Origin of the sequence: Providencia xihuensis, from assembly GCF_041953405.1 — a bacterium.
In the GTDB taxonomy this organism is placed as follows: domain Bacteria; phylum Pseudomonadota; class Gammaproteobacteria; order Enterobacterales; family Enterobacteriaceae; genus Providencia; species Providencia vermicola.
Genome location: NZ_CP169565.1, coordinates 3,566,743 through 3,581,276, shown reverse-complemented (window position 1 = coordinate 3,581,276; position 14,534 = coordinate 3,566,743). Strand labels below are relative to the sequence as shown.

Annotated in this window: 14 protein-coding genes; 7 read left to right on the top strand and 7 right to left on the bottom strand. The window is 43.2% G+C overall.

What is annotated here, in order from left to right; all coding sequences use genetic code 11:
- Window positions 1-145 precede the first annotated feature (145 nt).
- The gene (gene rpsU, locus ACE2AL_RS16115; protein ID WP_001144069.1) at window positions 146-361 is read right to left on the bottom strand and encodes a 30S ribosomal protein S21; all 216 of its coding nucleotides are present in this window, start codon (window positions 359-361) and stop codon (window positions 146-148) included.
- Window positions 362-815: 454 nt separating this feature from the next.
- Here rpsU and tsaD point away from each other — a divergent pair, with 454 nt between their 5' ends.
- Window positions 816-1,835: a tRNA (adenosine(37)-N6)-threonylcarbamoyltransferase complex transferase subunit TsaD gene (tsaD, locus tag ACE2AL_RS16110; protein WP_206083681.1), complete on the top strand. Its 1,020-nt coding sequence runs from the start codon at window positions 816-818 to the stop codon at window positions 1,833-1,835.
- A gap of 59 nt (window positions 1,836-1,894) precedes the next feature.
- On the opposite strand, the gene ACE2AL_RS16105 is transcribed toward tsaD, so the two are convergent.
- Window positions 1,895-3,427 (bottom strand): methyl-accepting chemotaxis protein, encoded by a 1,533-nt coding sequence (locus ACE2AL_RS16105; protein ID WP_353168082.1) that lies wholly within the window; start codon window positions 3,425-3,427, stop codon window positions 1,895-1,897.
- A gap of 277 nt (window positions 3,428-3,704) precedes the next feature.
- On the bottom strand, window positions 3,705-4,361 hold the full coding sequence (plsY, locus tag ACE2AL_RS16100) for a glycerol-3-phosphate 1-O-acyltransferase PlsY (protein WP_206083683.1): 657 nt from the start codon (window positions 4,359-4,361) through the stop codon (window positions 3,705-3,707).
- 107 nt (window positions 4,362-4,468) lie between these two features.
- On the opposite strand from plsY, the gene folB reads away from it, so the two are divergent.
- Window positions 4,469-4,828 (top strand): bifunctional dihydroneopterin aldolase/7,8-dihydroneopterin epimerase, encoded by a 360-nt coding sequence (folB, locus tag ACE2AL_RS16095; RefSeq protein WP_206083684.1) that lies wholly within the window; start codon window positions 4,469-4,471, stop codon window positions 4,826-4,828.
- A gap of 40 nt (window positions 4,829-4,868) precedes the next feature.
- Here the strand turns inward: folB and ACE2AL_RS16090 are convergent, their stop codons facing one another.
- The gene (locus ACE2AL_RS16090) at window positions 4,869-6,113 is read right to left on the bottom strand and encodes a multifunctional CCA addition/repair protein (protein ID WP_353168087.1); all 1,245 of its coding nucleotides are present in this window, start codon (window positions 6,111-6,113) and stop codon (window positions 4,869-4,871) included.
- A 12-nt stretch (window positions 6,114-6,125) separates the two neighbouring features.
- Window positions 6,126-6,740: a TIGR04211 family SH3 domain-containing protein gene (locus tag ACE2AL_RS16085; RefSeq protein WP_206083686.1), complete on the bottom strand. Its 615-nt coding sequence runs from the start codon at window positions 6,738-6,740 to the stop codon at window positions 6,126-6,128.
- A gap of 280 nt (window positions 6,741-7,020) precedes the next feature.
- Between ACE2AL_RS16085 and ACE2AL_RS16080 the strand changes: the two genes are divergently transcribed.
- The 5 genes from ACE2AL_RS16080 to ACE2AL_RS16060 all read left to right on the top strand — a co-directional run bounded on the left by ACE2AL_RS16080 (window position 7,021) and on the right by ACE2AL_RS16060 (window position 13,148).
- Window positions 7,021-7,983 carry an inorganic triphosphatase gene (locus ACE2AL_RS16080; protein ID WP_206083687.1) on the top strand — a complete coding sequence of 321 codons (963 nt, stop codon included), beginning with the start codon at window positions 7,021-7,023 and terminating at the stop codon, window positions 7,981-7,983.
- A gap of 12 nt (window positions 7,984-7,995) precedes the next feature.
- Window positions 7,996-10,842, top strand: coding sequence for a bifunctional [glutamate--ammonia ligase]-adenylyl-L-tyrosine phosphorylase/[glutamate--ammonia-ligase] adenylyltransferase (gene glnE / locus ACE2AL_RS16075; RefSeq protein WP_375083676.1), 2,847 nt, complete (start codon window positions 7,996-7,998; stop codon window positions 10,840-10,842).
- 90 nt (window positions 10,843-10,932) lie between these two features.
- On the top strand, window positions 10,933-12,360 hold the full coding sequence (gene hldE, locus ACE2AL_RS16070) for a bifunctional D-glycero-beta-D-manno-heptose-7-phosphate kinase/D-glycero-beta-D-manno-heptose 1-phosphate adenylyltransferase HldE (protein WP_206083689.1): 1,428 nt from the start codon (window positions 10,933-10,935) through the stop codon (window positions 12,358-12,360).
- A gap of 160 nt (window positions 12,361-12,520) precedes the next feature.
- Window positions 12,521-12,799, top strand: a complete 279-nt coding sequence (locus ACE2AL_RS16065; protein ID WP_272539304.1) for a type II toxin-antitoxin system HicA family toxin — start codon at window positions 12,521-12,523, stop codon at window positions 12,797-12,799.
- Complete coding sequence (locus ACE2AL_RS16060; protein ID WP_206083690.1) at window positions 12,792-13,148, top strand: type II toxin-antitoxin system HicB family antitoxin; 357 nt, start codon at window positions 12,792-12,794, stop codon at window positions 13,146-13,148. The genes ACE2AL_RS16065 and ACE2AL_RS16060 overlap by 8 nt, the downstream gene beginning before the upstream one ends.
- 34 nt (window positions 13,149-13,182) lie before the next feature.
- Here ACE2AL_RS16060 and ACE2AL_RS16055 read toward each other — a convergent pair whose 3' ends face one another.
- Window positions 13,183-13,449 carry an accessory factor UbiK family protein gene (locus tag ACE2AL_RS16055; protein WP_206083691.1) on the bottom strand — a complete coding sequence of 89 codons (267 nt, stop codon included), beginning with the start codon at window positions 13,447-13,449 and terminating at the stop codon, window positions 13,183-13,185.
- Between the two features lie 179 nt (window positions 13,450-13,628).
- Window positions 13,629-14,327, bottom strand: coding sequence for a DUF3592 domain-containing protein (locus ACE2AL_RS16050; protein WP_349415593.1), 699 nt, complete (start codon window positions 14,325-14,327; stop codon window positions 13,629-13,631).
- Between the last annotated feature and the right edge of the window lie 207 nt (window positions 14,328-14,534).

Here is a 14,534-nt window from a genome sequence, read left to right as displayed (position 1 = left end):
AACGATAATAAGCCGCGCTTCCTTTAGGAAAGCACGGCCTTTAACTGCTTAGCTATGACTACTACAAGAAAAAAATAACGATAAGAGTGACTTAATTCTTGTATTAGCTATCGTCTGTCATGAATGCGGTTAACACCGCAATCAATTAGTACAGACGAGTACGGCGTGCGTTTTCGCGAGCCAGTTTCTTAGCGTGACGCTTAACAGCTGATGCTTTAGCGCGTTTACGTTCAGTCGTTGGTTTTTCATAGAATTCACGACGACGAACTTCAGCTAAAACACCTGCTTTTTCACAGGAACGTTTGAAACGACGCAGTGCAACGTCGAATGGCTCGTTTTCACGTACTTTAATTACCGGCATGTGCCTCTCACCTCGATAGAAATCGGTTTGTTGCTGGTATGGATTCACCAGCCTTCATTTAAAATGGTGCGGAATTTTACTTCAATGAGTACGGGTTTGTAAAGTGCCGTATAAAATTGAATCACACAAGATCACCTGATTTGTAGCTCGTTCGATGAAAAAGCAAACAAAACCAGACAATAATGAGAATTAGCCACACGAAATTTTTATTACAGGGGGTTGATTATAGACTATACAACAAGGAAAGTCAGCCTTTTGGCAACATAAATTACGCGATATACTCGCAATTCTTCAAATTGCAGGGGTGTTGACTGCGCTCAGCTACCCGAGTCACGTACTTTTGTACGCTCATCGGGATATCTTCCCTTGTCGCCTACCTGCAACTCGAATTATTTGGAGTATAGGTTGAAAATAGTGATAGACTTGTGACTATGAAATAAACAAGGGTAGTGGAATGCGTGTTTTAGGTATCGAAACTTCTTGCGATGAAACGGGTATCGCAATTTATGACGACGAACTTGGCTTACTTGCCAACCAATTATATAGCCAAATTAAAGTCCATGCAGATTATGGCGGAGTGGTGCCTGAACTGGCATCTCGTGATCATATTCGTAAAACGGTGCCATTGATTCAAGCGGCGCTGAAAGAAGCTAATTTAACTCGTGAAGACATCGATGCAGTTGCTTACACCGCAGGCCCTGGTCTGGTGGGGGCTTTGATGGTTGGAGCAACCGTTGGGCGCTCTCTGGCATTTGCTTGGAATGTACCCGCTATTGCTGTTCATCATATGGAAGGGCACTTATTGGCACCGATGTTGGAAGAAAAGAGCCCCGAATTTCCATTTGTCGCATTACTGGTTTCTGGTGGTCATACACAATTAATTAGTGTGACAGGCATTGGCGAATACGAACTATTAGGCGAATCCATTGATGATGCGGCAGGGGAAGCCTTCGATAAAACGGCAAAACTGTTAGGGTTAGACTACCCTGGTGGCCCTGTTTTATCCCGTATGGCGCAGCAAGGCACTGCAGGGCGCTTTGTTTTTCCAAGGCCTATGACGGACAGACCTGGTTTAGACTTCAGCTTTTCAGGCCTAAAAACCTTCGCAGCGAATACCATTCGTGAAAATGCAGATGACGACCAAACTCGCGCGGATATCGCGCGTGCGTTTGAAGATGCCGTGGTTGACACGCTTGCCATCAAATGTAAGCGTGCGCTTGAGCAAACGGGCTTTAAGCGTCTCGTTATGGCTGGTGGGGTTAGTGCTAACCGTGCTCTTCGTGCCAAAATGGAAGAAGTGCTGAAGCAACGTAGTGGGGAAGTATTTTACGCGCGCCCTGAATTTTGTACCGATAATGGCGCGATGATTGCGCTTGCTGGGCTTATTCGTCTTAAGGGTGGTACAACGACAGGTTTAGGCGTGACAGTGCGCCCACGTTGGCCGCTGGCTGAATTACCGCCGTTAGAAAAATAGAGTACAGCATATCAAAATGAAGGGCTGTGATGAAACAGCCCTTTTTATAGAGTCAAAAATTAATGTAGAACAATCACTGCCTCTTCAAGGCGTATCGAACGGTCTTTTACCATATTAGATGTCTCTGTGCTTTGTTCAACCAGTAGTGTGCTTTGCTGTGTAATCGTTTCTAATTCGCTCACCGCTTGGGTGATATCAGAAATACCCGCCGCTTGTTCAGATGTTGCTTGGCTAATATGCGTGATTAGCTGGGTCACATTTTGCACTTGGTCTACAATATTTCTCATTGTGTTCCCTGCAGTGTGCACCTGATTTTTTCCAGAATTCACTTTTTTCTCGCAGTCATTAATTAATTCACGGATATCATTGACGGCGCTAGCACTGCGGCTGGCTAAACTGCGAACTTCATTAGCTACCACCGCAAACCCTTTGCCTTGCTCTCCTGCACGTGCGGCTTCTACGGCAGCATTTAATGCTAATATGTTGGTTTGAAAGGCGATGTCTTTAATAACATCAGTGATGGAATTAATTTTACTGGTGCTATGAACAATCTCATCCATGGTGCCAACGACGGCCTCCATCATCGCGCCTCCACTCACTGCCGTTTCACTGGTTGCATTTGACAGCTGGTCAACCTGAATGGTGTTGTCTGCATTCATTTTCACAGAAACAGCCATTTGGTTCATTGTTGCGACGGTTTGTTGCATATAACCCACCGTGCGCAGTGTGTGTGTATCTAGCTCATTGCAGTCAGCAACTAAGGATTGGCTACCTTTGCGGACGTTATCTACCTGTTCTGACACATCTTTTATTAACCAACGACAGACCAAGCCAAGTTGTCCAACAGAGCGTAATAGCTGGCCAATTTCATCTGTGCGTTGCATATGATTGACGCTGTGACGGTTACCGCGAGCGATACCGAGTGCTTGAGTCATAATGTTTTCAAGGGGAGTGGCAAGAATTCGTTCAAGGATAATATTTCCAATTAATAGGGTGGCAAAGGTACACAAGCTTGCAATGAGTAATGGGAGGTTTTGCAATCCAGCTAAGCTCGCTATCGCCATCCAAAACGCAAATAATATGCTTATGGTGAGTCGAATTCGCCACCGCGTTGAGAGGGTAGATAGGTGAAAAGGCCATTTTTTGGAAAGCACAATGCCCTTAAAGATTTTTTTTGGGCTTCTATTTTCATTCATTGCTGCATAAAGGGGTTCCACAGCAGCGATTTCTTGGCGAGTAGCACGAGTTCGAATCGACATATAACCCGTAATAACGCCTTTGCGCTCCATGGGAATGATATTGGCTCTAACCCAATAATGGTCACCGTTTTTTCGTCTGTTTTTGACAATCCCCGTCCACGGTTCACCTTGTTTGAGTGTTGCCCACATATCCGCAAAAGCCTGTTTAGGCATATCAGGATGTCGGATAATATTATGGGGTTGTGTTAATAATTCATCTAATTCATAACCACTAACTTGAACAAAGAAATCATTAGCGTGAACAATGTTTCCTTGCAGGTCGCTAGTTGTCATTAGAGTAATATCTTCATCTAAGATATGTTCATTTTGAGTGATATAAGGAGTTCTGCTCATGATAAATACCATTATTATTGTTTAGTTTTCCTTTTATATAGTCGACAGCTTTTAAATATTCATTAGTAATAAATTTGCAATAAATTAACTTTTTTTTAAAAGTGTGCGCTGGTTAAAGTGAAAATGTAACAACAGCACAAATTGCTACTAGTACAGTTTTAGGAAGGGATTTTACGCTGCTGTTATTTTTGTGGTGCTTTTTAGGAAACTTTGAGCAAGTATTAGGTATAAAAAAAGAGCTGATTTCAGCTCTTTTAAAGGAAGTAGGAATGAATATTTAGTCGTCGAGTTCTTGCTCTTTGGTTTCTTGAGCAATCTCTTTGTTCGTTTTTTGCTTTTTGTTTTTCAATTTCTGCCAAATACGACTTTCTTGCCCGCGCCATAAACGTTGAATATTACCGTGGTGACGAACTAATACTAAGCACGATAACATGGCGACAGGAAAGGTAAATTCAGGCTTAAACCACCAAACGTAAAAGGGGGCTAAGAGAGCACTAACAATTGCCCCAAGAGATGAATAACCACTGAGTAGGACAGTGAGTAACCATGTTCCTGCAACTAATCCTGAAAGATCCCAGCCAATAGCCGCGATAGAACCGAATGCAGTTGCTACCCCTTTTCCCCCTTTGAAATGAAAGAAAACAGGATAAATATGCCCAAGGCAGGCTGCAATTGCGACAAAGCCAAGATAGAATGGTTGTACATTGAGGTAATAAGCCAGCCAAACGGGGATCATCCCTTTTAAAACGTCGCAAAGTAGTACTGCGGCGGCGGCTGCTTTACCTCCAACGCGTAAGACGTTAGTTGCACCAGGGTTACCAGAGCCGTGTTGACGGGGATCGGGTAGTCTCGCTATACGGCAGATCAGTATTGCACTGGAAACTGATCCACAAAGATAAGCGAAGATTATCATGCCAAGCGCGGTTGCACTCATAGCTAACTCCAAAACGATTGAGGCCATATATTCACTTCAGTCTTGGATAATACGCATATTTTTGCTGAAGTGGTATTAATTCAGTACATAAACGAGAAAATGACGTGATGGATATCGTATTTATTGAACAATTATCAGTCATCACCACGATTGGTGTATATGACTGGGAACAAACTATTGAGCAGAAATTAGTGCTCGATATCGAAATGGGATGGGATAACAAGCGCGCGTCTTTGAGCGATAATGTTGAACATTGCTTAGATTATGCACAGGTTAGCCAAACCCTCATCAACCATTTAGAAACAAATAAATTTGGTTTAGTTGAACGCGTTGCTGAAGAAGTCGCCCAACTTTTAATGACAAAATTCAATAGTCCATGGGTACGCATTAAAGTCGCTAAACCAGGCGCAGTTGCACGCGCTCACCAAGTCGGTGTTGTAATCGAAAGAGGCACTAAAACTGCTTAAAAGATGGCTGGCGGTGTTTTATCGCCAGCATCATCCATATCTATAGGTTCATATCAATAATTTGTTGCTGTTGTTGCCAGCAAGCAATGCGCTCAATACGCTGACGTGTCAATTCTTGGCGAATTTCAGACCCTTTAAACCCTTGATCAACAATGGGTTTTACCGCGACAGACTGCGCGATAGCAAATGCTTGGCGCAGAAACTCGCCTTGCGGATAGGCGTGTTGTTCAAGACCAAGTCGACCTCTGGCATCGGCTTCGCTGATTAAACTGAGCTGTATAATGCGTTCTGGTTTTCGCCAGCTATCTAAACCATCAAAAACAGCGACTAAATCACTAGCCGATAACCGATTGATTACGTGAATTTTATCATGATATCGTGCCGCTAAACAGGCTAAATCTCGCGCATCTATTGGGACTCGAAGGCGAGTACAAAGCTGCTCAATAAGTGGGATACCTGCCTCCCCATGATTAGGATGGCTGGGCCACACATCAGGTGGAGTAAGGGCTTTGCCCAGATCATGGCATAATGCTGCAAAACGAATATTCACATCATTAGACAGCGTAGCAATCACTTTCATCACCATTAAAGTGTGAACCCCTGTATCGATTTCAGGGTGCCACTTTTCAGGGGCTGGAATGCCAAATAAATTATCAATTTCGGGGAACAGCACTACGAGTGCACCACATTGGCGTAAAACCTCGAAATAAACTTGCGGTGCGGTTGATTTAAGAGCCTTTTCGGTTTCAACCCAAACGCGCTCTGCTGTTAGGTGTGATAACTCTCCCGTCATCGCCATTGACTGCATTAACGCCAGTGTCTCAGGGGCGATAGTGAAGCCTTGTTCATAAAAACGTGCGGCAAAGCGTGCGACTCGTAAAACACGTAATGGGTCTTCTGCAAACGCGTCTGAAACGTGGCGTAGAACCCGTTTTTCGAGGTCATTTACGCCATTGAACGGGTCGATAATCTCCCCTGAATCACTTTGTGCGATGGCATTAATGGTGAGATCACGACGTAATAAGTCATCTTCGATAGTGACATCAGGGGCGCTATAGCAGTTAAACCCGGTATAGCCCACGCCGATTTTGCGTTCTGTGCGGGCTAATGCGTATTCTTCATGCGTTTCTGGGTGCAAAAAGACAGGGAAGTCTTTTCCAACTTGTTGAAAACCTTCTGTAAGCATCGCCTCAGGCGTTGTGCCAACGACCACAAAATCCCTATCAGAAATAGGCCGCCCTAGGAGTTGGTCACGGACGGCACCACCGACCAGATACACTTTCATCGAATAACCTTATTATGCCCAGCCATCATTACGTTTTTTACGGCGTGGAATGAGGTGTGGTAAAATTAAACCTAAAATTAAGCCAGCACCCGCTACACCACCACCATACATAAACCATTGTAAAATCAATTCACGGCGGCGATCGTCAAGGTTCACCTCGGCAATCTCGAGTTTTTTACCTGATTTGATTAATTCATTCTTTAATTTTTCATTTTCTGCTTTCAGTTGGCGAACAATATTGTCGTTGTCTGCCACTTTTTGCTGCATATCGGCAGTGCGTGTGTTCCACGTACCATCAATATTATCGAGCTGCTGGCGGAGCTTTTGATTTTCGGCTTCCAGCTCTGGAATACGGGTTTTCATGCTTTGTTTATTGCTAAGCTGGTCAACAGGTAGCCAAACTGTCCTGCCTTTATCATCACGTACCTGAGCAAATTTATTGTCAGTGGAAATCAGTTCAACTTCGTCCCCTGCATTGAGCGTTCCTACGATACGATATTTTGTGCCAGGGCCGCTATGAACATATGTTGATAAGTCATCTGAAACATAACGCTTTTCTGCTGCTTGTGTGTTTAAGGAAAGGCCTAGCCCCATGATTGAAATTAATAATAATGGAATTTTTCGCATGGTATTTACAGTCTTTTGGTGGTGAATGAATGTGGTATTCATTGAATACTAATAAGTAAAGTGGCAGGGTGCAAACCCTAAACACCGATGTCTTGGTTCTCTAAAGGATAATGAGAACTATCCTAACTGCCTAAATTACCCTTATTTTTACCCTTTTTTCAAGATAACTCTCTAAAAGAAATCTGACAGAGAGAATTTTTGATTTCAATACAGATTCTTTTCTCAGCATCGCTTGATTGGGGTAATATGAGCACAGTGAAATTATCAAATAAGGATATGTATGAGCCACGTCGAGGTTGAACTCAAATTAGCCGCCAAAAGTGAGGCCATAGAGGCTGTTCGTCAGAGTATATCGACATTGCCCCATCAATATAGTGAGCCAACAAAGCTAACGAATATTTATTTTGACACGCCGCATAGGCAATTGAGGCAATGGGATATGGGGCTGCGTATTCGTGGCTGTGATGGTCACTATGAAATGACGATGAAAACGGCGGGGCAGGCAATTAGTGGTTTACATCAGCGGCCTGAATACAATGTTAACATTGATTCTCCCGAACTGAACCTTGCCGCTTTTCCTGAAGACATTTGGCCAGAAGGCACTGATATTACGGCATTGCAATCTGAATTGAGTGTATTGTTTAGCACCAATTTTACCCGCGAAAAATGGTTAGTGACTTTCGAAGACAGCGAAATTGAAGTGGTGCTTGACCAAGGTGAAATTTCCGCAGGTGCAAAAGATTTACCTATTCAAGAGTTTGAATTAGAACTGAAAAAAGGCTTTATTGCGGATGTTCTTAATTTAGCGAAAAAGTTTGCTGATATTGATGGACTGTACCTGTCTTCTCTAAGTAAAGCTGCTCGGGGTTATTCCTTACTTTCACCAACTAAAGCACCATTAACCCGCCCTGATTCGCTATTTGATTACGAAGAGCAACCGATTGAAAAATCGCTGACGCATATGCAGTTGCTGTGCCAACAACATGAAACCTATTGGTTAGCAGGGGCAAATGATGCGCGCCAAGGTTTTGTCGAGTTCCTGCGTTTTGTTCAAGCCTTTTTGGTGCACTATCAAAACTCTGCCCCACATTTTATCCATGATACGCCGTTAGACCAATTACAGTTAGATATTGCTAATGAAAACATGAGTGCGGATGATTTTTGCTATAGCAGTCAGTGGTTAAAATGTAAGCTGGCCTTTATTCAATGGTTAAGTGCGTTAACCTACCAAGAAGATCACTAGGATTTGAACAATATGCATCCACTGCCTGATTTACTGCAAGCCCAAAAAGAACGTGTTTTAAATCAGTTAGCTAGCCAAGCGCCTGGTTTATTGCCTTTGAGTGAAGATGAAGCACAAATACTCTCTTTTAGTGATTTTGCACTTAAACAGGTTCTTGCCCATTCACGGTTTTTATTGGATATCCGCACGAATCCACCAAAGGCCGATGAGTGGCAATATTATGCAACTTGGCTTGCGGACAGTGTTTCATCTGTTTCAAGCGAAGATCATTTAATGCAGGTGCTGCGCACGTTTCGTCACCAAATGTTAGTGCGCTGTACGTGGATGCAAGTATTGGCAGTGTGTTCGCAACAAGACACCATTTACCAACTGAGTGTGTTAGCAGAAACCTTGATTGTTGCTGCAAGGGACTGGCTGTATCAGGAATATAGTCAGCAGTGGGGAACCCCTTGTAATCACGAAGGAAAACCACAGCCGCTATTGGTGCTAGGGATGGGAAAACTGGGAGGAAGAGAGCTGAATTTTTCTTCCGATATTGACCTGATTTTTGCTTACCCTGAAAACGGTGTCACACAAGGCGGCCGTAAAGAATTGGATAACGCTCAATTCTTTACTCGTTTAGGGCAAAAACTGATTCGCATGCTCGATCAAGTCACTGTCCATGGCTTTGTTTATCGGGTGGACATGCGTTTACGGCCTTTTGGCGACAGTGGTCCGCTAGTATTTAGTTTTTCCGCGTTGGAAGATTATTACCAAGAGCAAGGGCGCGATTGGGAACGTTATGCGATGGTTAAAGCGAGGATTATGGGGCCCGATAGCCTGCATTACGCTGAAGACCTACGCAAATTACTGCGCCCGTTTGTCTATCGCCGCTATATTGATTTTAGTGTGATTCAGTCTCTGCGCAATATGAAAAATATGATTGAGCGAGAGGTTCGCCGCCGTGGTTTGGTGAATAACATCAAACTGGGGGCTGGAGGGATCCGTGAGATAGAATTTATATCCCAAGTTTTTCAGCTGATCCGTGGTGGACGAGAACCCGTTTTACAATCACAATCGCTGTTTAGCACGTTTCAGGGGATCCGCGAACTCGCTTTATTACCCGATAATCAGCTCGATATCCTACAAGATAGCTACATTTTCCTGCGTAGAATAGAAAATTTACTGCAGAGTATCGACGATCAACAAACTCAGACTCTACCTGATGATGCGCTCAACCAAACGCGTTTAGCGTGGGGGATGAATTTTGCCTGCTGGGCGGACTTTTACGCGTCTTTAAGCCAAAAAATGGCAGCTGTCCACCAAATATTTGCTGAGCAAATTGGGCAAGATGATGATGACGAAGATGCAGATAACTTTGATGAAATTTACATCACGTTATGGCAAAGCGACCTGTCCAAAGAAGAACTTGCTGCCTATTTACCCTCTCAGGATGAAGACATTGCACAGCGGATTATTCATGGTATTTTAATGTTCCGCCATGACCTGAACAAGCGAACCATCGGGCCAAGAGGGCGCGATGTGCTTGATGAACTCATGCCGAAATTATTGGCGAAAATTGGTGAGCGAGATGATGCAGGGCAAGTTATTGAGCGTATTACACCGCTATTGCTAAGCATCGTGAGTAGAACGACTTACCTTGAGTTGATGCTTGAATTTGATGAGGTACTGACCCACGTTATCCGTTTGTGTGCTGCCTCTCCAATGATTGCCGAGCAGCTATCTCGTCACCCATTACTTCTTGATGAACTTCTTGACCCGAAATCCCTTTATCAACCCCTTCCATTAACGGCTTACCGCGACGAATTACGCCAATATTTGATGCGTGTACCTGAAGAAGATGAAGAGCAACAATTGGAAGCGTTGCGTCAATTTAAACAGGCGCAGCTTTTACGTATTGCGGCAGAAGATATTTCAGGTGTACTGCCTGTCATGAAAGTGAGCGATCACCTAACCTACCTTGCAGAAGCCATTATTGATGCCGTTGTTCATCAGGCCTGGCAAAAAATGGTGAAACGCTACGGTGAACCTGCCCATTTAGCGCAGGATGATAGCAAGCAATATGGGTTTGCTGTATTAGGCTACGGCAAGTTAGGTGGCTGGGAGCTAGGCTATAGCTCTGATTTAGATTTGGTTTTTCTGTTTGATTGCCCATTAAATGTGGTCACTAATGGTGAACGCGCTATTGATGCAAGGCAGTTTTATTTGCGTGTTGCGCAGCGAATTATTCACTTATTCAGTACGCGCACGGCATCAGGGATTTTGTATGAAGTGGATGCTCGCTTAAGGCCATCGGGGGAGTCAGGGATGTTGGTCAGTACCATTCAATCTTTTGATGATTACCAAAAAAATGATGCATGGACGTGGGAACACCAAGCACTTATTCGTGCTCGGATGGTGTTTGGCGACGCTGAATTACAACAGCAATTTACCCGAATTCGCCATGAAACCTTGTGCTTGCCGAGAGATGCACACACACTGCAACAGCAAGTGCGGGATATGCGAGTGAAAATGCACCAACATTTAGGTAGCCACCAAGCTAATGAGTTTGATTTAAAGGCTGACCCTGGTGGGATCACGGATATTGAGTTTATTGCGCAATATTTAGTATTACGTTTTGCTTCGCAAAACAAGGCGTTAACACGCTGGTCAGACAACGTGCGGATTTTTGAACTGATGGCACAGTACGATTTTATGTCGGAAGAAGAAGCCAACGCATTAACCCAAGCATACGTCGCCATGCGCAATGAACTTCATCACTTAGCTTTGCAATCATTACCAAGTCGCGTGGATATGCGCCAATTTGCACCGCAACGTGAGCAAGTGTTAGCTAGCTGGAAAAAATGGCTTGGTGAATGAGTTAAAACGTATTTTATTTAGCTAATTAGTGCAATATGCTAATATTTCGCTAATTATGATCAAATTTCCTTTTTAAAACTGGAGTGCAGGATGAAAGTAACTCTTCCGGATTACAAAAAAGCCGGTGTGCTGGTGGTTGGCGACGTGATGTTAGACCGTTATTGGCATGGTCCCGCAAACCGTATTTCTCCTGAAGCCCCTGTACCAGTGGTTAAAGTAACGATGGTTGAAGAGCGTCCAGGCGGAGCAGCTAACGTTGCGATGAATATTGCATCGCTAGGTGCAAATTCCCGCCTTGTCGGCTTAACAGGGATTGATGATGCGGCGAAAGCATTGACAGAAAACTTAAATGCTGTACAAGTCCGCTGCGATTTTGTTGCTATTCCAACGCATCCAACGATTACAAAATTACGCGTTTTGTCTCGTAACCAGCAACTGATCCGTCTTGATTTTGAAGAAGGTTTCGACAATGTCGATGTGGCACCCGTTTTAGAGCGTATCGAGCAAGCGTTGCCGCACATCGGTGCATTAGTGCTATCTGACTATGCGAAAGGGGCATTAACTCACGTTGAAAAAATGATCGCGCTAGCGAATAAAGCGGGGGTACCTGTATTGATTGACCCGAAAGGGAACAATTTTGAACGCTACCGTGGTGCAACATTATTGACGCCAAACATGTCTGAATTTGAGGCCATCGTTGGGCCTTGCAAGACAAATCAAGATGTTGAAGAAAAAGGGATGGCGTTACTTAATACCTTGGAATTAAAAGCATTATTGATTACGCGCTCAGAGCAAGGCATGAGCCTTATTCGCCGTGATGAAGCGCCATTACATTTACCGACACAGGCACAAGAAGTGTTTGATGTGACAGGTGCAGGTGATACGGTGATTGGTGTATTAGCGGCATCAATTGCTTCTGGTCGTCCGCTACATGAAGCGTGCGCATTAGCGAATGCCGCCGCTGGCGTTGTTGTCGGCAAATTAGGAACATCCACTGTTTCTCCAATCGAATTGGAAAACGCGATCCGTGGCCGTGCGGATACGGGGTTTGGTGTCATGACTGAAAGCGAACTCAAACAAGCGGTTGCCAATGCAAGGCAACGTGGGGAGCGTGTAGTGATGACGAACGGATGTTTTGATATTCTGCACGCAGGCCATGTTTCCTATTTAGCCAATGCACGTAAATTGGGTGATAGACTGATTGTTGCGGTAAATAGCGATGCATCAACTCGTCGACTTAAAGGTGAAACACGCCCTGTAAACCCATTAGAGCAGCGCATGACGGTTTTAGGTGCACTAGGTGCGGTGGATTGGGTTGTCGCTTTCGAAGAGGACACACCGCAACGTTTAATTGCTGAAGTTCTCCCTGACATTCTGGTTAAAGGTGGTGATTATCGCCCAGAAGACATTGCAGGCAGTGCTGAGGTTTGGGCTGCGGGTGGTGAAGTTAAAGTGCTTAATTTCGAAGATGGCATTTCAACGACGAACATTATTAAAAATATTATGAAAACCAGCTAATCACTGATTAGTTCGTTAATTATTGATAACCCAGCTTTGGTGATATTGCTAAAGCTGGGTTTTTTATTATTCAACGTTTAAAAAACAATGACGTCACATGTTGACGTCATTGTTTTTTTATTTTAATTTGATATTAGTTAAGGGCGTCATGGAATAGACGATGATCAAAATCAGGGAATTGAGTGCTAAGCACCGGAAAACCATGGTTGATATACTGACTATCCCACCTAAATCAGCCATTAGATGGGATGAGGTGATCAGTTTAATCAATCATCTAGGCGGTAAAATTAAAAATGGCAATGGATCACGGCGCAAGTTTATTTTATTTGGTTCACTGTTTCTGACACATCAACCTCATCCGGGCAATACGATGGATAAGGGCGCTGTTAATGGGTTACGTGAATGGTTAGAAAATATAATAGGGGTAGAATATGATTAAAAGCAGTAATGTCATGACAATTAATGGGCATCCTGCTTCTGTCACCTATGAAGCGGACATTAAAGCCTTTCGCGGCCAGTTTTTGGATGTGGGCGGTTATTGCGATTTTGTTTCCGATAGTATTGAAGGGCTGAAAAAAGAAGGGCAAATCTCATTAAGTGATTATATTGAAAGCTGTCGTGAGGAAGGAATACCGCCATTTAAAGATGAAGGCACGGTGAAGTCATTTACGTTACGTTACCCTAGCCGTTTGGAAGCTTATTTAAATGCTGCGACAGCCGCGCATAATATCTCTAAAAACCAGTATATCGTACAGTTATTAGAACGCGAGTTAGTGTCTAATAAATAAAAATGTGACGCCAATTAGGGCGTCACTGTTCGGTTTACTCAGCTGTTTTTTCTTCAGTACTTAGGCTGGCTTCAAGGGCGCTAATGCGTTGTTCCATTTTGGCTAATTTTTCGCGAGTGCGTAACAACACTTGAGTTTGAATATCAAACTCTTCGCGACTGACTAAGTCTAATTTGCCAAGTTGTGACTGTAACAGTGAGCGCAGTTTTTTATCAAAATCTTCACCTAAATCACGTACGCCTTGGGGTAAAGCACCTTGAATTTGGCGAGCAACTTGTTCAAGTTTTTTCGGATCGAGCATTCGCGGGTCCTTAAATTTTTTGAGAAATGAGTTGGGGGTAGTGTAATACCTCTTGTCGCGGTAATAAACTCTTTTCCTGTTTCCTTATGATACTTGGAGCACAAGGAGGCAAGGGGGATGAGACTGAAGGAGAAATGACCACCTTGAAGGCGGAATTACCCAAGATGGTCAGTTTAACGTTATTTCAATTCAGGTAAAAAACGGATGTCCATATAGTATTTATTGGCATTACTTCTATCGAGATAGATAGTCACATTTTCCCTATCAATATAAGGGGATGGGTCAAAATAAATATTCTCACTTTTATAACGCTTAATTGTATTTGTATTTTTATCATGGACATCTGCAATAATTTGATAAGGAGAACGTCTATTCACTTGGATCATAGTATTTTCTTCAACACCTGTGATTTTTACTTGAATTGGCGTACCTTCGCGCAATAAACGGGTACTTTTTTTCTTATTGATGATACCGAACATAACAGGAATGCCACCAATTAACGTAAATACACCGCCAAAAATACCTAAAATGATACTCAGTCCATATACACCAAAGAGTGAATCAATGATGGCATCTTGCGGATTTGTTGGATTATAAAGTACATCAATGGATTGACCGATGCTGTTTCGATAACCGCTACTCCCCATTGATGAACGAAACTCAATTTGTTGATTTTCTAGGGTCGTAAACTCGATAATGGGGAAATAGGTTTTTGATTTATCTTCCGAAACACTAATGTCGAGATCGGTGACTATTCCTGTTGTTTTAATACCATTTTTTGCCATATCCATACCAGAATAAAGCGCAAAAGCAGTTCCGACCAAAAATAAGAGACCGATGACTAAAAAGATGGGAAAGATAAAACGGTACTTTTTCACCCTAGTATTCCTTTAATGATATTTTTATTGCTGGTTATTATTATACAAGTCAATAAATTATTTTAGTTAAGTGTGATGTTTAGACTGATATTTAGGACAATTTACGTCTTATTGCGATTTTTTATGCCTTGGTGGTAACAGGTGATGCCTGTATTTTAATTACCCCTGATAACTATAGGTTTTTATTCATATTTTTTGGCCAAAAGT